Genomic DNA, 20,803 nt, shown 5'->3' on the forward strand with positions numbered 1-20,803 from the left:
TTCAGCGGGGCAAAGGGCCAGCGCAGCCTGGCGGCAGCGGCTACGCAGGTATCAGCGCGGCAGGCGCTGGTCCAGCATTTGGTGCAGGGCGCTGTCGGCTGGCCAGTTGCGCAAAAAGCGCGCACGGTCGCGGGCGTGGGCCGGGGCGAAGCTGGCTGGCGTGGGGTGCTGGACCATGGCGTCCAGGTCGATCAGCGACCAGCGGCCGTTGTCCCAGAACAGGTTATGCCCCTTGAAGTCGCCATGGCTGATGCGCTCGCGAATCAGGTCGGCAAACAACTGATCCAGCGCCGTCAGTTCGGCTTCAGGCACTGCCGCATTATCGACGTAGGGCGCGAAGCGCTCGATCAGATCAGGCCCGGCCAAATGCTCGGTGACCAGGTAGGCACTGCGCCGCAGCCACAGGAACCGCTTCTCCAGCACCGCCAACGGCTTGGGCGTGGCAATGCCCAGAAACGCCAGGCGATTGCCCTGCACCCACGAATGCCAGGCACGGCTGGGGCGCCAGAAGCGCTTGAGCCAGTGGGCGAAGTGCTTGATGTTGTAGCGCTTGATCACCAAGGTACGGCCTTCGACCTGCACCTGGCCGACGCTGGCAGCGCCGCCCGTCTTGTACAGATGCCCTTGGTCAAGCAGCTCATCGGCCTGGGCCAGCACCGGCAGCATGGCCGGCTCCTCTTCACGGCGAATCGCACGCAGCATGAACGCCCCACGCTTGACCGCAAACAGGCTGCACTCACGTCCCACCTTGGCCAGGAAGTCCTTCAGCCGCCAGGCTCGCACCTTGTCGACCTGCTTGAGCAGCGCTTCCAGCGGCAGGGCATGCTCGCCGTTGGCCAGCAGGTAATACACCAGCAGCTCTTCGATGAACGGCTCGAAGGTCTTGGGCAACTGGGCGAAAAACACCCCCAGGTTCTGCAGTACGCGCTGACGCGACAGCGGCTTGCCTGCCTCCTCCGCGCACACGCCGGCGCCATCGATCAGGTACAACTGCCCGCCGTGGCGCAGCAGGTTGTCCAGGTGCAAGTCTTCCTGCCACAGACCCTTGGCGTGCATCTGCGCCACGGCGGCCAGGGCCTCGGCCAGCACTTCGCTTTGCTCGTCGGCCAATACCGGCAGTTGCTCCACCGCCGCCCAGGCCTGGGCCAGGCTTTGCGCGCCTTCCAGGTATTCGAACAGCAGCCAGCCGCCCTCACCGTCCTGCAAGCCTTCGGCCAACAACAGCGGTGTAGTCAGGCCCTGATCAGCCAGGCGCTTGACGCCATCGCGCTCACGCTGGAAATGCCGCGCCGCCTTGGGCCCGACCAGCAGCTTGGCCAGCACCGTGCGCCCGCGCCATACGCCGGCGCCTACGTAACGCTGGCCCGGCAGCACGCGCAGCAGGCTGAGCAGTTGCAGGTCAGCCGTGCCCGCGGCATCGGCCAGGCTCAGGTTCAACGGCAAGGCCGGGGCACGCCCGGCGCTTCTCAGTTCGGACAGGCGCATCAGCGGCCCTCCTTCTGGCTGCGACGGCGCGTAAGGCGCTGCAACCAATCCTGTACCACAGGGCTGGTGCCGTCCTGGTTCAGGTAGGCCGCCAGGAATACGCGAATATCACCCTCGGCCCACATCGGCGCCCGGCGCAGCAACGGTTCCAGGTCGCGCACGCGGTCACGCCGACCAAACAGCGCCGGCCGGGTTTTCTCAAGATCGATCAGTTGCGCCTGATAGCCATGGGCACCCTGGCGCAAAAAAATATGCTTGGGGTAGAAGCAGCCATGCACCTGGCCAGCACCGTGCAGCGTGCGCGCCAAGGTACCGCAGGCGGCCAGGATGGCCTGGCGCCGCGAGGCGGTGGAGGCCGGCCACTCTTGCAACAGGGCGTCCAGATCGGTCCAACCATCCAGTGCGCGGGTCATGAGGATCGCGCACAGGTCGCCGTCCAGTTTGCGCTGCCCATAGTAGGCCGCCTGCAAGGCCGGTATCGCCATCTGCTGATAGCGACGGATGTTACGAAACTCGCGGGAAAACGTCGGTTCACCCAACGGATGATGCAACGTGCGCGTCAGGTAACCGCGCTGCCGCTTGAGGTAATACCCCTTGCCTTCCAGTTCCAGGCGGAACACCTGGCTGTAACCACCACGCGCAGTGTTGGGTTCATCCACCGGGTCCAGTTGCAGGGACCACAGGGCGTCGAAACTGTCCAGGCCGTGACGCTGCAGCAAGGACTGCTCGGCGTCGGCGATGAAGTCGCTCATTCGCGGCCCTCGAAAAACGTGATGATGTGACGGATACGGCGCTTGTCGGAAGCATTCAGGCGCTGGCGACGGCGGTATTGCAGGTAGAAGCGCAGGCGCTGGGTGTTGGACAGCTGGTACTTGGCCACCTTGTCCAGGCAGGCCAGGTCCTTGGTGATGCGGTAGCGCAGCCAGAAGCTGATCCAGAACGCACCATTGGGGCAGTCGATGAAGAACAGCGTGCTCTTGTCATCCACCAGCAGGTTGCGCCACTTCAGATCGTTGTGAGTGAAGTGCTGGTCATGCATGGTTCGCGTGGCGCGCGCCAACTGCTGGCTGATGCCATCGACCCAGGCGCGGTCTTTCAGACGCGGATCGCGGCTGCTCACCAGTGCCGACAGGTCTACGGTGTTGGGCAGCTCACGGGTGATCAACGCGCCACGATCAAAGGCCGCACCCCGTCGCTCCAGGCCCCAGCCGACGATCTCGGCCGTCGGAATGCCCCACTTGGCGAAGCGCTTGAGGTTCTGCCACTCGGACTTGACCCGCGGCCGGCCCAGGTAACGACGCAGCCCTTTGCCAGCGCCGGTGTAGCGCTTGACGTAGTAATTGACCCCGTCACGCTTGACCCGGATGACCTCGGACAGCGGGTCGCGCGTCAACTGTTCACCCTGCAGCGCGAATACCGCGTCCAGGGTGCCAAAGTCGGCGTGCAGGTGCGCATAGCCGGGTTCGAGTTTCCAACCAGCCATCAGAGCGCATCCCCGTAGCGAAGCTTGCGGGCGTAGAGCTTTTCCGCCTTGCCTTCCAGCCAGGCCAGCAGGCGCGCTTCTTCCTTGAGAATCTGGCGCAGCGGTTGCTGGAAGTAGCCGCGCAGGAAGCGCAGCTTGTCGCGGCGGGTGAGGCCGATGTCCAGCGCCGAGAAATACAGCGCGGCCAGGTCCTTGTTACGCCAGCGACGGGTGATGGCCGGGCGGGTCTGGGCGCGGTGCAGGTCGATCACCGAGAGCCGGAAGTCGTCCGCCGTCACCGGTTTGTCGGTGTGCAGCAGGAAGTGGCAGATGTAGCAGTCGCGGTGGTTGACGCCTGCGCGGTGCATCATGCCGACCATGCGCGCCACTTCGTCGATCAGCGCACGCTTGAGCCGCGGCGCCGGCGGCTCGGTGCGCCAGTTGATACTGTAGTCCTCGAGGCTGACGGTGGGCGCCAGCTCCTCGGTGATGATGAACGAATGCTGGTCGGCCGGGTTGCTGTTGCGCTCGCCATAGGCCACGCCGGTCATGGTCGCCACGCCCACTTGCTGCAGGCGCTCGATGGCCTGCCATTCCTGGCCGGCGCCCAGCACCGGCAGCTTGGCGGTGACCAGGTTCTTGACGATTTCGCCCCAGCCGATGCCGCGGTGGATCTTGACGAAATAGCCCCGCCCGTCGACTTCGGTGCGCAACGTGCGCCGCGCTTCCAGTTCGCGATACACCTCACCCTGCAAGGCTTCGACGGCCTCGAAGGGGTCGCGTCCGGCCCACAGCGTCTTGAACGGCTCGGCAAGGATCAGCTTCATGAGGCTGCTCCTGCCAGGATCACGTCCGAGGCGTGCTGCGGCATGCTGTACAGGTCAGCCGAATCGGCGAACGCCAGACCGTTGCGGCCCCAATCGGCACGCGCCTGGTCGTCGGCCAGCATGCGCGACAGGTACTGGTTCAACTGCGCCTGCTCAAACGGCTCATCCAGCACCAGGCCACAGTCGGCCTCGGCGATGTAATGGGCGTAGCCGCATACCGCCGATACCAGCACCGGCAGGCCGGCCACGGCGGCTTCCAGCAGCACGGTGCCGGTGTTCTCGTTGTAGGCCGGGTGGATCAGCAGGTCGGCACCCAGCAGGAAGCGCGGGATGTCACTGCGACCTTTCATGATCTGCACCTGATCGCTGAGGCCCAGCGCGGCAGCCTGCAACTGGAAGAACTTGGGCTCATCCTGGCCGATGACGAACAGGCGGGTGCGCTTCTTCAGGTCGGCCGGCAAGGCCGCCAGGGCCTTGAGGCTGCGGTCCACGCCCTTGGTCTTGAAGCCCGAACCGATTTGCACCGTCAGCAGGTCATCGTCCCCCAGCTTGAACTCGGCGCGGAACTCGGCGCGGATCTGCGCGGCGTTGGCCGGCGCCCGGCGGTCCAGGGAAATACCCGGCGGCAGCAGGTGAAAACGCTCGACCGGGGTGTGGTAATGCTTGATGAACAGCGGCTGCTGCACTTCGGAAATCATCAGGATTTCGGTCTTGGCATCGGGTGCGAACACCGCATGCTCGAACTCGGCAAAGTGCTGGTAGCGACCCCAAAAACGGTACATGGGGTTGCGCAGGGTTTGCGCCTTGTCTTCGTAGCAGCCGTCGGCGGCGTAGTACACATCCAGGCCCGGCAGCTTGTTGAAGCCGATCACGCGGTCGACCGGGCGTTTGGCCAGGTCCTGTTCCATCCAGGCGCTGAACTTGATGTTGCGGCGGTGGTTGGAGAAGGCCTTGACCGGCCCCACCAACACCTCGAAACCGGGCGGCACGTCGCCTTCCCAGATCAGCGTGTAGACGCGGATCTGGTGCCCACGCTTCTGGCACTCCAGGGCAATGCGCATGAAGTCGCGCTGCAGCCCGCCAAAAGGGAAATACTTGTATAGAACAAACGCCAGTTGCATCAACGAAGATCCTCAGCCAGTAACAATGCGCTTAGTCGGCTCGCCACACGCTCGGGATTCAGGCGAGTGAAGCACAGGGGCCACTCGCGTTTCAGGTCGAACCGACGCTGGTCTTCCGGCGTCGGTTGATATTTACAGGTCTTGGACAGGCACGGTGCACAGGCAAAATCGCTGGCCAGGTGTTCCTGGTCGCGGCCATAGGCACCGGTCAGCCCCGGATTGGTGGGGCCGAACAGGGAAATGGTCGGCACATCCAGCGCGGCGGCCAAATGGCCAAGGCCGGTGTCCACCGCCACACAGGCGCGGGCGGCGACCAGCACTTTGGCCACGCCCGCCAGGTTCAATTTGGGGAGCACCACGGCGTTTTTCAAGCCGGCGGCGATGCGCTGGGCACGCTCGTGCTCGGCCGGGTTGCCCCACGGCAGGTGCACCTGGATGCCCGCATGGCCCAGGCGCTCGGCCATTTCGCGCCAGTACAGCTCGGGCCAGTGCTTGGTGTCCCAAGTAGTACCGTGCAGGAACACCACGTAGGGCACCGAAGATTTGCCGTTGCCCAGGCGCTCAGCGGCCAGGCCGTATTCGCCCTGGCCAGGCGGCAGGTCGTAACCCAGCGCCAGGGCAAACAGTCGGCGCAGACGTTCCACGGCGTGCTGGCCACGGCCCACGGCCAGGCGTCGGTCATAGAAGCGGCTGGCCAGCGGTTCGCGGGCCGACTGCTTGTCCAGGCCGGCAATGGGGGCTTTGACGTAGCGGGTCAGCCAGGCGCTTTTCACCAGGCCCTGGGCGTCGATCACCAGGTCGTACTTGCGCTCGGCCAGGCTCTGCTTGAAGCGTCGCCACTCGCCACTCTTGACGGTTTGCCAGAGGTTTTTGCGCCAGCGGCGGATGGCCACGGGGATGACTTTATCCACAGCCGGGTGCCAGGTGGGGATTTCGGCAAAGCCCTCTTCCACCACCCAGTCAAAGCGGATGCCCGGGATCGCCCGGACAGCATCGGTCAGCGCCGGCAACGCATGGATGACATCGCCCAGGGACGAGGTCTTGATCAACAGTACACGCAACTTAATCGACCCCGACCGTCAGTTCGACCGTGGCCGGGCCATCGAGCTTCTGCAGGGCGTCGGACACCCGTTGCGGCTCCAGCAGGCGCAGGCAGTTGTAGTGGCCGAAACGGCAGGTGCGGTCAAAGCACGGGCTGCAGTCCAGGCCCAGGCGCACCACTTCCACCTGGTCGGCCAGCGGCGGGGTGAAGCCTGGCGAGGTGGAACCGTACACCGCCACCAGCGGGCGGTTCAGCGCGGCGGCCACGTGCATCAGCCCCGAATCGTTGGACACCACCGCGTCGGCGCAGCTCATCAGGTCGATGGCCTCGGCCAGCGAGGTCTCGCCGCTGAGGTTCACCGACTCTTCGCGCAGGCCCGGGATCAGGCGGCCACGAATCTGCTCGCCCACGGCGTGGTCGTTCTTGGAGCCGAACAGCCACACCTGCCAGCCTTCGCGGATCTTGATCTCGGCGACCTTGGCGTAATGCTCGGACGGCCAGCGCTTGGCCTCGCCGAACTCGGCGCCCGGGCACAGCGCCAGCACCGGACGGTCCAGCGCCAGGCCGAACTTGGCCAGCGCAGCATCACGGCTGGCCGGCTCGATGCGCAGCGTGGGGCGCGGGTACGGCTTGGGCAGCTCGGCGCCCGGCTCGAAGGCCAGCGCCATGAAGCGTTCGATCATCAACGGGTACTGCGCCTTGTCCAGGCGCCGCACGTCATTGAGCAGGCCATAGCGGAATTCGCCACGCCAGCCGGTGCGCTGGGGAATATCGGCAAAAAACGGCACCAGCGCCGACTTCAGCGAGTTGGGCAGCAGAATCGCCTGGTCGTACTGACCCTTGAGCGACTTGCCGATCTTGCGTCGCGTGGCCAGCTCCAGCGCGCCATGGCCGAGCGGGAAGCTCAAGGCCTGACGCACTTCGGGCATGCGTTCCAGGATCGGCCGGCTCCATTCAGGGGCCAGAACGTCGATCACACAGTCGGGATGGCGAACCTTGAGGCACTGGAACAGTGTCTGCGCCATCACCATGTCGCCGACCCAGCTGGGTCCAATGATCAGAATTTTCATGCTCTTTCCAGAAACGACCGAGGAGGCAACAGACCGTTGTAGTACAGCCTGGCCTCCCCGTCTTGTCTTTTGGTCAGGCGCGGTTTGACCGTCCGCGCCCCTTGTCGATCTCAGGCTCCCAGCCCGACACCTGCTACATCAACTCAAGCCCAATTCGGCCCAAATGCGCAGCACTTCCCTACGCTGGGCGACAAACTGATCACCGGCGATCACCCCGGCCTGCTTCTGCAGGGCCTGGCGGTGGGCGGCCGAACGATAGGCCTTGTAGGCTTCACGCAACAGGCCCGCGTCCTCGGCCGGTATCAACCCGGCCTGCTCGAGCCCTTCCAGAATGCGGATATTATCGGTGTATTTGAGCAACGCCGGATAATCCCTGGACCACGCCAGGGCCGCGTATTGCACCATAAATTCAATATCGACGATACCACCGGCGTCCTGCTTGATATCGAACGGCGCCGTGGCATCGAAGGCATTGGCCGCTGTGCCGGCGGCCGTCGCCTTGCTGCCCAGGTTGTCGCGCATCTTGGCGCGCATCTCGCTGACTTCGGCGCGCAGCTTGGGCAAATCGCGCTCGCGGCCCAGCACTTGGGCGCGAACTGCCTGGAAACCGACGGCTACGTGATTGCAGCCCACCACCACGCGGGCACGCACCAGGGCCTGGTGTTCCCAGGTCCAGGCTTCGTTTTCCTGATAGCGGGAAAAGGCATTCAGCGAGCTGACCAACAGGCCCGAAGCGCCCGATGGCCGCAGGCGCATGTCCACTTCGTACAGCTGGCCGGAGTTGGTCTGGGTGGCCAGCAGGTGGATGATGCGCTGGCCCAGGCGGTTGAAGAACTGCGCGCCGTCGATGGGCTTGGCGCCGTCGGTCTCGGCGCCGGGGTCGCCATCGTGGATGAACACCAGGTCCAGGTCCGAGCCGTGGCCCAGTTCGATGCCACCGACCTTGCCGTAGCCGACGATGATGAAACCGGGGTCGCAGGGGCTGCCATCGGCGCGCTGGGGCAGGCCGTGGCGGGCCACGGTCTGGCGCCAGGCCAAGGTGAAGACTTGTTCAAGAATGGCTTCGGCCAGCCAGGTCAGGTAGTCGCTGACCTTCATCAACGGCAGGCTGCCGACGATTTCCGAGGCGGCCACGCGCAGGCTGTGGGCCAGCTTGAAGTGGCGCAGGGCCTCCATCTGCTGCTCCAGATCGTCCTCGGGGATGCGGGTCAGGCGCTCGCGCAGTTCGGCGGCCAGCTCCGGGGCCAGCGGCGGGCTGAACAGGCGGCCTTCGTTGAGCAGTTCATCGAGCAGCAGCGGGTAGCGGGCGATCTGTTCGGCAATCCACGGGCTGGCGGCACATAGCGTCAACAAGCGACGCAGGGCGCCGGGGTTTTCGGTCAGCAGTACCAGGTAGGCCGAGCGACGGGCCACCGCTTCCACCAACGGCAGCACGCGCTCCAGCACCAGGTCCGGGTTCTCGTGTTCCACGGCCTGGGCCAGCAGGCGCGGGATAAAGGCGTCCAGCCGCTCACGGCCGATGCGCTGCATGGCGCGCAGCTGCGGGCTGGCGCGCAGGCCAGCCAGTTGCCGCAAGGCTTTGCTGGCGTCACTGAAACCGGCGTCCTGCAACTGGCGGCACGCCGCTTCCTCGTCCTGCACGTCCTCCCACAGGGGCAGCCATTCACCGCCCACCACCACTTCGCCTTCGTCGCCCTCCTCCTCGTCGGGGTCGGCGATCACCTGGCGGAAGTGCCAGTCGATGCGGCCACGCCAGTGCATCAGGCGCTCGTGGAAGCTTGGCCAGTCGGCAAAACCGAGCATGAAGGCGATGCGCGCCTGATCCGCTTCGCCGCCGGGCAGCATCTGCGTCTGGCGGTCGGCGATGGCCTGGATGGCATGTTCGGTGTAGCGCAGAAACTCGTAACCCTCGCGCAGTTCGGCGACTACCGCAGGCGGCAGGTAACCCTGGCCTTCCAGGGTCGCCAGCACCTTGAGCAGCGGCCGCTGTTGCAGGCTGAGGTCGCGGCCACCGTGGATCAACTGGAAGGCCTGGGCGATGAACTCCACCTCGCGGATGCCACCGGCCCCCAGCTTGATGTTCTCGGCCATGCCCTTGCGCCGCACTTCCTGCTGGATCAGCTGCTTCATGGTGCGCAGCGCTTCAATGGCGGAAAAGTCCAGGTAGCGGCGGTAAACGAAGGGCCGCAGCATGTCCAGCAACTGCGCGCCGGCCTGCTGGTCGCCGGCCACCACCCGCGCCTTGATCATGGCGTAGCGTTCCCAGTCACGGCCCTGGTCCTGGTAATACTGTTCAAGCGCATTGAAGCTGAGCACCAGGGCGCCGGCCGAACCGTAGGGGCGCAGACGCATGTCGACGCGGAACACGAAGCCGTCGACCGTCACCGGGTCCAGCGCCTTGATCAGCCGCTGGCCCAGGCGGATGAAGAACTCCTGGTTGTCCAGCGAGCGCTTCACGCCCTCGGTCTCGCCGCCTTCGGGGTAGGCGAAAATCAGGTCGATGTCCGAAGACAGGTTCAGCTCCACCGCCCCCAGCTTGCCCATGCCGAGGATGACCATCTGCTGCGGTTCGCCGCTGCGGCGGCCCATCGGGGTGCCGAACTGATCGCAGTGACGTCTATACAACCATTTATATGCTTCATCTATTGCAGCGTCGGCCATGTCCGACAGATCGCGGCAGGTTTGCACCAGGTCAGCCTGGCGCGTCAGGTCGCGCCAGATGATGCGCACCTGTTGGCGCGCGCGCTGGCGGCGCAGTTGGCGGCCCAGTTCATCTTCGGTGGTGGCGGCTTGCACGGCATTGGCGATATGCCCGCGCATCTCGCCGGCGGCGAAGCTGCGCTCAAGCTCACCGCTGGCCACCAGGTCCAGCAGCAGGTCGGCGGTAGCGCTGGATTGCTGGATGACAAAGTCGCTGGCGGCACACACCCGGTCGAAGGCGTCCCAGGTCGGTGCGGGCCATGTGGCCAGTTCATCGCTGCGCTGCAGCACGGCGACGGCGGCTTCGAAGGTCTGGCGATTGCGCGCAACAAGTGGCGCCAAAATGGCCGGCAATTGCACAGGCGTTGGCAGGCTCATGGTCTATCCTTGATCGGCGTGCGAAGGGGGTTGTACGACACCAGGCGAATGATTCGCGCCGGTTGGACTGTCGTACAAAAGTTAGAAATAGCTGAAATTGGATATTTCTTGGCAGAAAGCATCGCACCCGACCTTTTGAGGACTTATTTTTAACCCACGTTAACGATTTTTCTCACAACGAGACAGGTGGCCAAAAGCCCTCTGCCTGTAGTTTTACTACGATGGTCGTAATGTCAACGCATGAAATGACCAACGATTTGTAGTAAAACTACACGACCCCGGCACAACCCCCGGTAATCCAAGAATCTATATCGTCTGCCCACAAGGCCGTCGCAAACTCTGGCTTCGATTCTGGAAGCCTTTCCGCCCTGGAGCAAGCCATGCAAGACCTCGATCCCGTCGAAACCCAGGAATGGCTGGACGCCCTGGAGTCGGTTCTCGACAAAGAAGGCGAAGACCGCGCTCACTACCTGATGACTCGCATGGGCGAGTTGGCCACCCGCAGTGGTTCGCAACTCCCCTACGCAATCACCACGCCATACCGCAACACCATCCCCGTTACCCACGAAGCACGCATGCCTGGCGACCTGTTCATGGAACGCCGCATTCGCTCGCTGGTACGCTGGAACGCCATGGCGATGGTAATGCGCACGAACCTGAAGGATTCGGACCTGGGCGGTCACATCTCCAGCTTCGCTTCCAGTGCGACTCTGTATGACATCGGCTTCAACTACTTCTTCCAGGCCCCGACCGACGAACACGGCGGCGACCTGATCTACTTCCAGGGCCACACCTCGCCAGGCGTCTACGCCCGTGCGTTCATGGAAGGCCGCATCACCGAAGACCAGATGAACAACTTCCGCCAGGAAGTGGACGGTCAGGGCCTGTCGTCCTACCCGCACCCTTGGCTGATGCCTGATTTCTGGCAGTTCCCGACTGTATCCATGGGCCTGGGCCCGATTCAGGCGATCTACCAGGCACGCTTCATGAAGTACCTGGAACACCGTGGCTTCATCCAGCCAGGCAAGCAGAAAGTGTGGTGCTTCCTGGGCGACGGCGAGTGCGACGAGCCTGAATCCCTGGGCGCCATCTCCCTGGCCGGCCGCGAGAAGCTGGACAACCTGATCTTCGTCATCAACTGCAACCTGCAGCGCCTCGACGGCCCGGTTCGCGGCAACGGCAAGATCATCCAGGAACTGGAAGGCGTGTTCCGCGGCGCCCAGTGGAACGTCACCAAAGTCATCTGGGGCCGTTTCTGGGACCCACTGCTGGCCAAAGACGTCGACGGCATCCTGCAACGTCGCATGGACGAAGTCATCGACGGCGAGTACCAGAACTACAAGGCCAAAGACGGCGCCTTCGTACGCGAACACTTCTTCAACACGCCTGAACTCAAGGCGATGGTTGCCGACCTGTCCGACGACGAAATCTGGAAACTCAACCGTGGCGGCCACGACCCGTACAAGGTCTACGCGGCGTACCACGAAGCGGTCAACCACAAAGAACAGCCTACCGTCATCCTGGCCAAGACCATCAAGGGTTACGGTACCGGCGCTGGCGAAGCGAAGAACACTGCGCACAACACCAAGAAGGTCGACGTCGACAGCCTGAAGCTGTTCCGCGACCGCTTCGACATCCCGGTCAAGGATGAAGAGCTGGAAAACCTGCCGTTCTTCAAGCCAGAGCCAAACAGCGCCGAGGCCCGTTACCTGGCCGACCGTCGTCAGGCCCTGGGCGGTTTCGTGCCACAGCGTCGCGCTAACAGCTTCAGCGTGCCGACCCCGCCACTGGAAACGCTGAAAGCGATCCTGGACGGCTCGGGCGACCGTGAAATCTCCACTACCATGGCGTTCGTGCGCATCCTGGCGCAGTTGGTCAAGGACAAGGAAATCGGCCCGCGCATCGTCCCGATCATCCCGGACGAAGCCCGTACCTTCGGTATGGAAGGCATGTTCCGTCAGCTGGGCATCTACTCCTCGGTTGGCCAGCTGTACGAGCCAGTCGATAAAGACCAGGTGATGTTCTACAAGGAAGACCAGAAAGGTCAGATCCTTGAAGAAGGCATCAACGAAGCAGGCGCCATGAGCTCGTTCATCGCTGCCGGTACTTCGTACTCCAGCCACAACCAGCCAATGCTGCCGTTCTACATCTTCTACTCGATGTTCGGCTTCCAGCGTATCGGCGACCTGGCCTGGGCCGCGGGCGACAGCCGCACCCGTGGCTTCCTGATCGGCGGCACCGCCGGCCGTACCACCCTGAACGGTGAAGGCCTGCAGCACGAAGACGGTCACAGCCACATCCTGGCCGGCACCATCCCGAACTGCCGCACCTATGATCCTACCTACGGCTACGAGCTGGCGGTGATCATCCAGGACGGCATGAAGAAGATGACCGAAGAGCAGCAGGACGTCTTCTACTACATCACCGTGATGAACGAGTCCTACCAGCAACCTGCCATGCCGGCCGGTGTCGAGGAAGGCATCGTCAAGGGTATGTACCTGCTCGAAGAAGACAAGAAAGAAGCGGCCCACCACGTACAACTGCTGGGTTCGGGCACCATCCTGCGCGAAGTCCGTGAGGCGGCGAAGATCCTGCGCGAGCAGTTCAACGTCGGCGCCGATGTATGGAGCGTCACCAGCTTCAACGAACTGCGTCGCGACGGCCTGGCCGCCGAGCGCTTCAACCGCCTGCACCCAGGCCAGAAGCCTCGCGCTACCTACGTCGAAGAGTGCCTGACTGGCCGTAAGGGCCCGGTCATCGCTTCCACCGACTACATGAAGCTGTTCGCCGAGCAGATCCGTCAGTGGGTTCCTTCCAAGGAATTCAAAGTCCTGGGTACCGATGGCTTCGGTCGCAGCGACAGCCGCAAGAAGCTGCGTCACTTCTTCGAAGTCGACCGTCACTTCGTTGTGCTGGCTGCCCTGGAAGCCTTGGCTGATCGTGGCGACATCGAACCTAAAGTGGTGGCCGAGGCCATCGTCAAGTTCGGTATCGACCCCGAGAAACGCAACCCACTGGACTGCTGAGGAGTATTTTCGTGAGCGAGATCATTCGCGTACCTGACATCGGCAGCGGTGAGGGTGAAGTAATTGAATTGCTGGTCAAGGTCGGCGACCGCATCGAAGCCGACCAGAGCCTGCTGACCCTGGAATCGGACAAGGCGAGCATGGAAATCCCTGCTCCCAAGGCCGGTGTGGTCAAGGCCATCAAGGTCAAGCTGGGCGACCGCCTGAAAGAAGGCGACGACGTGCTGGAGCTGGAAGTCGAGGGTGCTGCTGCAGCCCCCGCGGCGCCTGCGCCTGCCGCTGCCGCCCCGGCTGCTGCGCCACAAGCCGCAGCCCCTGCGCCTGCTGCAGCACCGGCCCCGGCCGCTGCTGCCGCCAGCAAGAACGTGCACGTGCCGGACATCGGCTCGTCGGGCAAGGCCCAGATCATCGAGATCTCGGTCAAGGTCGGCGACACCGTCGAGGCTGATCAGTCGCTGATCACCCTGGAATCCGACAAGGCCAGCATGGAGATCCCGTCGCCAGAGGCTGGCGTGGTCGAAAGCATCAGCGTCAAGCTGAACGACGAAGTGGGTACTGGCGACCTGATCCTGGTGCTGAAGGTTGCGGGCGCCGCCCCAGCCGCCGCACCGGCCCAGGCTGCCGCGTCTGCTGCTGCCGCTGCTCCAGCACCTGCCGCCGCCCCGGCGCCGGCCGCTGCTGCAGCGCCTAGCGTGCAGGACATCCACGTGCCGGACATCGGCTCGTCGGGCAAGGCCAAGATCATCGAGCTGTCGGTCAAGGTCGGCGACAGCGTCGAAGTTGATCAATCGCTGATCACCCTGGAATCGGACAAGGCCAGCATGGAGATCCCGTCTCCTGCTGCTGGCGTGGTCGAGAGCATCAGCGTCAAGCTGGACGACGAAGTCGGCACCGGCGACCTGATCCTCAAGCTGAAAGTCGCTGGCGCAGCCCCTGCTGCCGCCCCGGCTCAAGCTGCCGCACCGGCCGCCGCTGCGCCTGCCGCAGCCCCGGCTGCCAAGGCGCCAGCCGCCCCAGCCCCTGTCGCTGCCGCCCCGGCTGCAGCTTCGGGCGCCAAGGTGCACGCAGGCCCGGCGGTTCGCCAGCTGGCCCGCGAGTTCGGCGTAGAGCTGAGCGCTGTCAGCGCCACCGGCCCACACGGCCGCGTCCTGAAAGAAGACGTTCAGGCGTACGTGAAGTCGATCATGACCAAGGCCAAGGAAGCCCCTGCTGCCGCAGCAGGCGCTACCGGCGGCGCCGGCATCCCGCCGATCCCGGTCGTGGACTTCAGCCGCTTCGGTGAAATCGAAGAAGTGCCGATGACCCGCCTGATGCAGGCCGGTGCCACCAACCTGCACCGCAGCTGGCTGAACGTGCCGCACGTCACCCAGTTCGACCAGGCTGACATCACCGAGCTGGAAGCTTTCCGCGTTGCGCAGAAAGCCGTGGCCGAGAAGGCTGGCGTCAAGCTGACCGTGCTGCCGCTGCTGCTCAAGGCGTGCGCCCACCTGCTCAAGGAGCTGCCGGACTTCAATGCGTCCCTGGCCCCTAGCGGCAAGGCCATCATCCGCAAGAAGTACGTCAACGTCGGCTTCGCGGTAGACACCCCTGACGGCCTGCTGGTACCGGTCATCAAGAACGTCGACCAGAAGAGCCTGCTGCAACTGGCTGCCGAAGCTGCCGCCCTGGCTGAAAAAGCCCGGACCAAAAAGCTTTCGGCAGACGACATGCAGGGTGCGTGCTTCACCATCTCCAGCCTCGGCCACATTGGCGGCACCGGCTTCACGCCGATCGTCAACGCGCCGGAAGTGGCGATCCTGGGTGTGTCCAAGGCCACCATCCAGCCTGTTTGGGACGGCAAAGCCTTCCAACCCAAGCTGATGCTGCCGCTGTCGCTGTCCTACGATCACCGCGTGATCAACGGCGCCGCGGCTGCGCGCTTCACCAAGCGCCTGGGCGACCTGCTGACCGACATCCGCACCATGCTGCTGTAAACCGCTGTTCGCTGCCTCCCCTTGCGGGGGGCAGCCTGTTTTTTTCGAGCGCCACGCTCGTACCTCAACCCCGCCAATTTGGCGGGGCTTTTTTTTGCTTTTAAAACGGGGCGAAACCGATCTGTTGTCATGCCAACAAGGCGGACTGCGGAGATGCCACTCGCATAATTGGCCCGAAACAAATGGTAGGAGCGGCCTGTGGCCGCGAAGCGCCGCGCGGGCGGCGCTCGATTGTGTGACCGCTGAACATCTCAAGCGCACACCCTGAGGCCCACTACAACCTGTAGCCGCTGCCGAAGGCTGCGCTGGCCCTCATTTACACTGGATATCTTCAGCGCTCACGCAGGCCAGCGCAGCCTGGCGGCAGCGGCTACAGGTTGTGGTGGGGCCTTGGAGGTGTGCGCTTGGGATTTTCGGTGTTCATGAGACCGCGCGCCGCCCGCGCGGCGCTTCGCGGGCAGAGCCCGCTCCCACAGTCAGTGGCCTCTCCGCCGTCCGCTTTGTTTGCCTGGCTGGAGATTGGGGTTGCCCCGAGTGATTTCGCTTCAGAACCACCCGGTCACTGGCGCCAACAAACCCGCCACAAACACTCATTTTCACCCGAAATTGAAGTATCGACTCGCCCTGCCGATAACGATACAGGCACGGAGCCACTGTATTGCTTGTCAGCCTGAGCGCCATGATGCAACCTTGCCATATGCGCCCGGTTCCACAGGGTTTTGACCCGCCGCGCACGACCAGCACTCTTGAAGCGAGCTCTCCATGAAAAGCCAACCCGATGCCGCCAGCCGTATGGCGGCCGAGGTAGTGACGCAATTACCGGTGCCCTCGCGCCTCGGTATGCTGCGTTTCGAACGGCTGAATGAAGCCAATTGGGCTCTGCTGTTCCTGGACCCCAACTGCGAGCGCCAATTTGGCCTGCCCGCAGCGGAGCTATGCGCCCTGGTTGGCTCGCCCTACGCCAGCCTCATGGAGCCCGAAGCTCGCTATCAACTGCATGACTCGATCCAGCTGCAGCTGGCCAACAAGCCCCATTACCTGGTGCGCTACACCCTGCACACCTCCAGCGGCCCGCTGGCGTTGCTGGAGCTGGGTGAACCTTACAAGCAGCACAACCGCCAGTTATTGCGCGGGTACCTGCTGGTCGTCGAAGCCCTGGTCGGTGAACTGCTACCCGACGACGGCGACCTGGAAACCCAGAACAACCGCCTGCAGGCTGCGCTGGAGCTGAACCAGCGCGCCCAGCAGGAACAACTGCAACACCTGGAACGCGTGCGCGCCCAGCAAGACCTGATCCTGCGCCTGGCGCGCCAGCGCTACAGCACCAACAATCCACTGCAGGAAGCCGGGCAACTGATTACCCGCAGCGCCTGCGAGATCTACGGCATCAGCGGCGCGCGCCTGTGGAACCTGGTGGGCCAGCGCCTGGAGTCGATCGCCGCGTATGACGTGGCCAGCGATGAATACCGCCAGCCCGCCCCCATCGATATCAGCCACTATCCCAACTACCTCGACGCCCTGCACACCAGCCGCGCCGTGGACGTCAACGACACCGCCAGCGACCCGCGCACCCTGGAGATGGCAGACATGCTGCAGGCCCAGGGCATCAACGCCGTGCTCGACGCCAGCATCCGCATCGATGGCCAGGTGGTAGGTGTACTGTGCCTGGAGCAGACCGGGGCCACGCGCCCTTGGCAATCCGACGAGATCGCCTTCGCTGGCGAACTGGCCGATCAGTTCGCGCAGGTCATCAACAACCACAACCGCCGCGCCGCCACCAGCGCCCTGCACCTGTTCCAGCGCGCGGTGGAGCAAAGCGCCAACGCCTTCCTGCTGGTGAACTGCGACGGCGTGGTGGAGTACGTGAACCCCAGCTTCACCGCCATCACCCAGTACAGCACCGAGGAAGTCCACGGCCAGCGCCTGTCGCAATTGCCTGCCCTGGAAAACCTCAGCGAGATCCTCTTCGACGCCCCTTCAAGCCTGGCCAACAGCAACAGCTGGCAGGGCGAATTCAAAAGCCGGCGCAAGAACCTGGAACCCTACTGGGGCCAGTTGTCGATCTCCAAGGTGTACGGTGACAATCGCGAGCTGACTCACTACATCGGCATCTACGAAGACATCACCCAAAGCAAGCTGGCCCAGCAGCGCATCGAGCGCCTGGCCTACACCGATAACCTGACCAGCCTGGGCAACCGCCCGGCGTTCATCCGCAACCTGGACGAACGCTTTGCCCGTGACAGCAATACGCCGATCAGCCTGCTGCTGGTGGACATCGACAACTTCAAGCGCATCAACGACAGCCTCGGCCACCAGACCGGTGACAAGCTGCTGATCAGCCTGGCCCGCCGCCTGCGCAACAGCCTGAGCCCCAGCGGCAGCCTGGCGCGCTTCGCCAGTAACGAATTTGCCGTATTGCTGGACGACACCGATCTTGAGACCGGCCACCAAACCGCCGTGCAGGTGCTCAAGACCCTCGACAAGCCGATGTTCGTCGACAACCAGCTGATCAACGTTACCGGCTCCGTGGGCCTCGCCTGCGCGCCGCTGCATGGCCGCGACCCGCAGACCCTGATGAAGAACGCCGGCCTGGCCCTGCACAAGGCCAAGGCCAACGGCAAACACCAGGTGCAGGTCTTTACCGAGGCGCTGAACGCCGAGGCCAGCTACAAGCTGTTCGTGGAAAACAACCTGCGCCGCGCCCTGACCCAGAACGAGCTGGAGGTGTTCTACCAGCCCAAGCTGTGCCTGCGCACCGGCCGCCTGCTGGGCATGGAAGCGCTGCTGCGCTGGAACCACCCGGAAAAGGGCATGATCCGTCCCGACCAGTTCATCAGCGTGGCTGAAGAAACCGGCCTGATCATCCCCATCGGCAAGTGGATCGCCCGCCAGGCGTGCCGCATGACCAAAACCCTCAGCGCCGCAGGCCTGGGCCAGTTGCAGGTAGCCATCAACCTGTCGCCCAAGCAGTTTTCCGACCCTGACCTGGTGGCCTCCATCGCCCACATCCTCAAGGAAGAAGCCCTGGACCCGGCCCTGCTGGAGCTGGAGCTGACCGAAGGCCTGCTGCTGGAGGCCACCGACGACACCCACCAGCAACTCGACCAACTCAAGGCGCTGGGGCTGACCCTGGCCATGGACGACTTCGGCACCGGCTACTCGTCGCTCAGCTACCTGAAGAAATTTCCGATCGACATCATCAAGATCGATCGCAGCTTCATCCATGAAATCCCGGACAACCAGGACGACATGGAAATCACCTCGGCAGTGATCGCCATGGCGCACAACCTGAAACTCAAGGTGGTGGCCGAAGGCATCGAGACCGCCGAACAGCTGAGCTTCCTGCGCCGCCACCGTTGCGACGTGGGCCAGGGCTACCTGTTCGACCGCCCCATCCCCAGCCATGAACTGCTGCGCAAGCTCAAACGCTACCCGCGCGGCCCGGTGGCCTGACAGCGGCGCAACTCTCGGGCACACTATCGGGCTATCAATAGATGACCACCCAGGTTATCCACACCCGCATTAAGGGGAATGGGACATGGTTCTGCGCTCGGAGATTCTTGTGAACAAAAACGTCTTGCCCACTGCGGCCCAGGCACTGCCTGGCCGTGAAACCCCGATGAGCGTGCCGGCCGAGCACTTCGTCAACGGCCGCCCCCTGACCGGCCCGTTCCCTGAGGGCCTGGAAGTGGCCATCCTGGGCATGGGCTGCTTCTGGGGTGCCGAGCGCCTGCTGTGGCAACAACCGGGCGTGTACACCACCGCCGTGGGTTACGCCGGCGGCATGACGCCCAACCCTACCTACGAAGAAACCTGCTCGGGCCTGACCGGCCACAGCGAAGTAGTGCTGGTGGTGTTCGACCCCAAGGAAACCAGCTACGAAGCGCTGCTCAAACCGTTCTGGGAATCCCACAACCCGACCCAGGGCATGCGCCAGGGCGGCGACATCGGCACCCAATATCGTTCGGTGATTTTCGGTACCACGCCTGAGCAGTTGGCGGCGGCTGAGGCCAGCAAGGCGGCGTATCAGGAAGAACTGAGCAAGGCGGGCGAAGGTGAAATCACCACCGAAATCGCCGAAGCGCCAGCGTTCTATTATGCCGAGGCCTACCACCAGCAATACCTGGCCAAGAACCCCGAGGGTTACTGCGGCCTGGGCGGCACCGGCGTGTGCATGCCGCCGTGGCTGAATCGCTGATCAAGCAAACAACCCCAATCCCGTAGCCGCTGCCGCCAGGCTGCGCTGGACCTATGCCTCGCTGGAAATCTCCTGCGTACACACCGGCCAGCGCAGCCTTCGGCAGCGGCTACAAGGCGATCCGTAGCCGCTGCCGCAAGGCTGCGCTGGACCTATGCCTCGCTGGAAATCTCCAGTGTACACAACGGCCAGCGCAGCCTTCGGCAGCGGCTACAAGGCGATCCGTAGCCGCTGCCGCAAGGCTGCGCTGGCCCTATGCCTCGCTGGGAATCGCCAGTGTACACAACGGCCAGCGCAGCCTTCGGCAGCGGCTACAAGGCGATCCGTAGCCGCTGCCGCCAGGCTGCGCTGGACCTATGCCTCGCTGGAAATCTCCTGCGTACACACCGGCCAGCGCAGCCTTCGGCAGCGGCTACAAGGCGATCCGTAGCCGCTGCCGCCAGGCTGCGCTCGCCCTATGCCTCGCTGGGAATCTCCAGTGTACACAACGGCCAGCGCAGCCTTCGGCAGCGGCTACAAGGCGATCCCGTAGCCGCTGCCGCCAGGCTGCGCTGGACCTATGCCTCGCTGGGAATCTCCAGTGTACGCAACGGCCAGCGCAGCCTTCGGCAGCGGCTACAAAACGATCCCGTAGCCGCTGCCGCAAGGCCGCGCGACGCAGAATTACTCAGCGATCAGCCAATCCATCCGCCAGCTACCCTGGGTCTGCCCCAGCTTCACCGCCAGCCATGGCAGCAACTGACGCAATTCCTCTTCCAGCCCCCAAGGCGGGTTGGCAATCGCCAGGCCCGAGCCGTTCAGGCTGTCAGGCCGCTCAAGGGAGTGCACCAGCAGCTCCACGCGCAACAGCTTCGGCGCGCCGCTGCCGGCCAGGTCCTGATAGAAACGCTTCAGCGCACGCTGGTCCTTCACCGGGTACCACACGGCCGCCACGGTCTGGCGCATGCGCCCTACCGCTTCCTTCAGCGCCTTGGCGCAACGCTGCATTTCATCCAACTGCTCGAACGGCGGATCAATCAGCATCACCGCACGCTTTTCCGGCACCGGCAGCAAGGCACGCGGCACATGCCAGCCTTCGCCCAGGTGCACAGCCACGCGGCGGTCCCACTTCATGTTTTCCTTGAGCAGCACACCATCCTCAGGATGCTTTTCGTTGAGCTGCACGCGGTCCTGGGGGCGCGTCAGGCGGCGCGCCACTTCCGGGGAGCCGGGGTAGTAACGCAGCTCACCGTCTGGGTTCATGTCGCGGATCATGCCCATGTAGTCGGCGGTCAGCGCGGGCAGGTCATCGGCCTGCCACAGGCGGGCGATGCCTTCCAGGAACTCGCCGGTACGGCTGGCCTGGTCGCCGCGCAGGTCGTACAGACCAATGCCGGCGTGGGTATCCAGGTACGCAAAGGGCTGCTCCTTGCGCGACATCAGCGCAAGCAGACGGCTCAGGACCAGGTGTTTGAAGACGTCGGCGTGGTTGCCGGCGTGGTAGGCGTGACGATAGTTCATGGCAACTCCTGCAAGGCCGGG

Annotated in this window: 13 protein-coding genes; 4 read left to right on the top strand and 9 right to left on the bottom strand. The window is 64.1% G+C overall.

The window, feature by feature from the left end; translation table 11 throughout:
* Window positions 1–51: 51 nt before the first annotated feature.
* The 8 genes from ACZ9GA_RS26060 to glnE form a co-directional block, all read right to left on the bottom strand.
* The gene (locus tag ACZ9GA_RS26060) at window positions 52–1,485 is read right to left on the bottom strand and encodes a lipopolysaccharide kinase InaA family protein (RefSeq protein WP_457359740.1); all 1,434 of its coding nucleotides are present in this window, start codon (window positions 1,483–1,485) and stop codon (window positions 52–54) included.
* Window positions 1,485–2,237 carry a lipopolysaccharide kinase InaA family protein gene (locus ACZ9GA_RS26065; protein ID WP_457359738.1) on the bottom strand — a complete coding sequence of 251 codons (753 nt, stop codon included), beginning with the start codon at window positions 2,235–2,237 and terminating at the stop codon, window positions 1,485–1,487. Before ACZ9GA_RS26065 ends, ACZ9GA_RS26060 begins: the two co-directional genes overlap by 1 nt.
* Window positions 2,234–2,968, bottom strand: a complete 735-nt coding sequence (locus ACZ9GA_RS26070) for a lipopolysaccharide kinase InaA family protein (protein WP_457359736.1) — start codon at window positions 2,966–2,968, stop codon at window positions 2,234–2,236. Before ACZ9GA_RS26070 ends, ACZ9GA_RS26065 begins: the two co-directional genes overlap by 4 nt.
* A complete protein-coding gene (gene rfaP / locus ACZ9GA_RS26075) occupies window positions 2,968–3,774 on the bottom strand; it encodes a lipopolysaccharide core heptose(I) kinase RfaP (RefSeq protein ID WP_457359735.1) in 807 nt (268 codons plus the stop codon). Before rfaP ends, ACZ9GA_RS26070 begins: the two co-directional genes overlap by 1 nt.
* Window positions 3,771–4,895: a glycosyltransferase family 4 protein gene (locus tag ACZ9GA_RS26080; protein WP_457359733.1), complete on the bottom strand. Its 1,125-nt coding sequence runs from the start codon at window positions 4,893–4,895 to the stop codon at window positions 3,771–3,773. The genes rfaP and ACZ9GA_RS26080 overlap by 4 nt, the downstream gene beginning before the upstream one ends.
* Window positions 4,895–5,956, bottom strand: coding sequence for a lipopolysaccharide heptosyltransferase I (gene waaC, locus ACZ9GA_RS26085; RefSeq protein ID WP_457359732.1), 1,062 nt, complete (start codon window positions 5,954–5,956; stop codon window positions 4,895–4,897). The genes ACZ9GA_RS26080 and waaC overlap by 1 nt, the downstream gene beginning before the upstream one ends.
* 1 nt (window position 5,957) lies before the next feature.
* A complete protein-coding gene (waaF, locus tag ACZ9GA_RS26090; RefSeq protein WP_457359730.1) occupies window positions 5,958–7,007 on the bottom strand; it encodes a lipopolysaccharide heptosyltransferase II in 1,050 nt (349 codons plus the stop codon).
* Between the two features lie 138 nt (window positions 7,008–7,145).
* Complete coding sequence (gene glnE, locus ACZ9GA_RS26095; RefSeq protein WP_457359728.1) at window positions 7,146–10,085, bottom strand: bifunctional [glutamate--ammonia ligase]-adenylyl-L-tyrosine phosphorylase/[glutamate--ammonia-ligase] adenylyltransferase; 2,940 nt, start codon at window positions 10,083–10,085, stop codon at window positions 7,146–7,148.
* Between the two features lie 380 nt (window positions 10,086–10,465).
* Between glnE and aceE the strand changes: the two genes are divergently transcribed.
* The 4 genes from aceE to msrA all read left to right on the top strand — a co-directional run bounded on the left by aceE (window position 10,466) and on the right by msrA (window position 19,282).
* On the top strand, window positions 10,466–13,111 hold the full coding sequence (aceE, locus tag ACZ9GA_RS26100; RefSeq protein ID WP_457359726.1) for a pyruvate dehydrogenase (acetyl-transferring), homodimeric type: 2,646 nt from the start codon (window positions 10,466–10,468) through the stop codon (window positions 13,109–13,111).
* Window positions 13,112–13,122: 11 nt separating this feature from the next.
* The gene (aceF, locus tag ACZ9GA_RS26105) at window positions 13,123–15,084 is read left to right on the top strand and encodes a dihydrolipoyllysine-residue acetyltransferase (RefSeq protein WP_457359725.1); all 1,962 of its coding nucleotides are present in this window, start codon (window positions 13,123–13,125) and stop codon (window positions 15,082–15,084) included.
* A gap of 762 nt (window positions 15,085–15,846) precedes the next feature.
* Window positions 15,847–18,537, top strand: coding sequence for a sensor domain-containing phosphodiesterase (locus ACZ9GA_RS26110; protein WP_457359723.1), 2,691 nt, complete (start codon window positions 15,847–15,849; stop codon window positions 18,535–18,537).
* Between the two features lie 85 nt (window positions 18,538–18,622).
* Window positions 18,623–19,282, top strand: coding sequence for a peptide-methionine (S)-S-oxide reductase MsrA (gene msrA, locus ACZ9GA_RS26115; protein ID WP_457359721.1), 660 nt, complete (start codon window positions 18,623–18,625; stop codon window positions 19,280–19,282).
* Window positions 19,283–19,945: 663 nt separating this feature from the next.
* On the opposite strand, the gene ACZ9GA_RS26120 is transcribed toward msrA, so the two are convergent.
* Complete coding sequence (locus ACZ9GA_RS26120; protein WP_457359719.1) at window positions 19,946–20,782, bottom strand: 23S rRNA (adenine(2030)-N(6))-methyltransferase RlmJ; 837 nt, start codon at window positions 20,780–20,782, stop codon at window positions 19,946–19,948.
* Window positions 20,783–20,803: the final 21 nt, after the last annotated feature.

The organism is Pseudomonas sp. TE3644 (assembly GCF_056278815.1).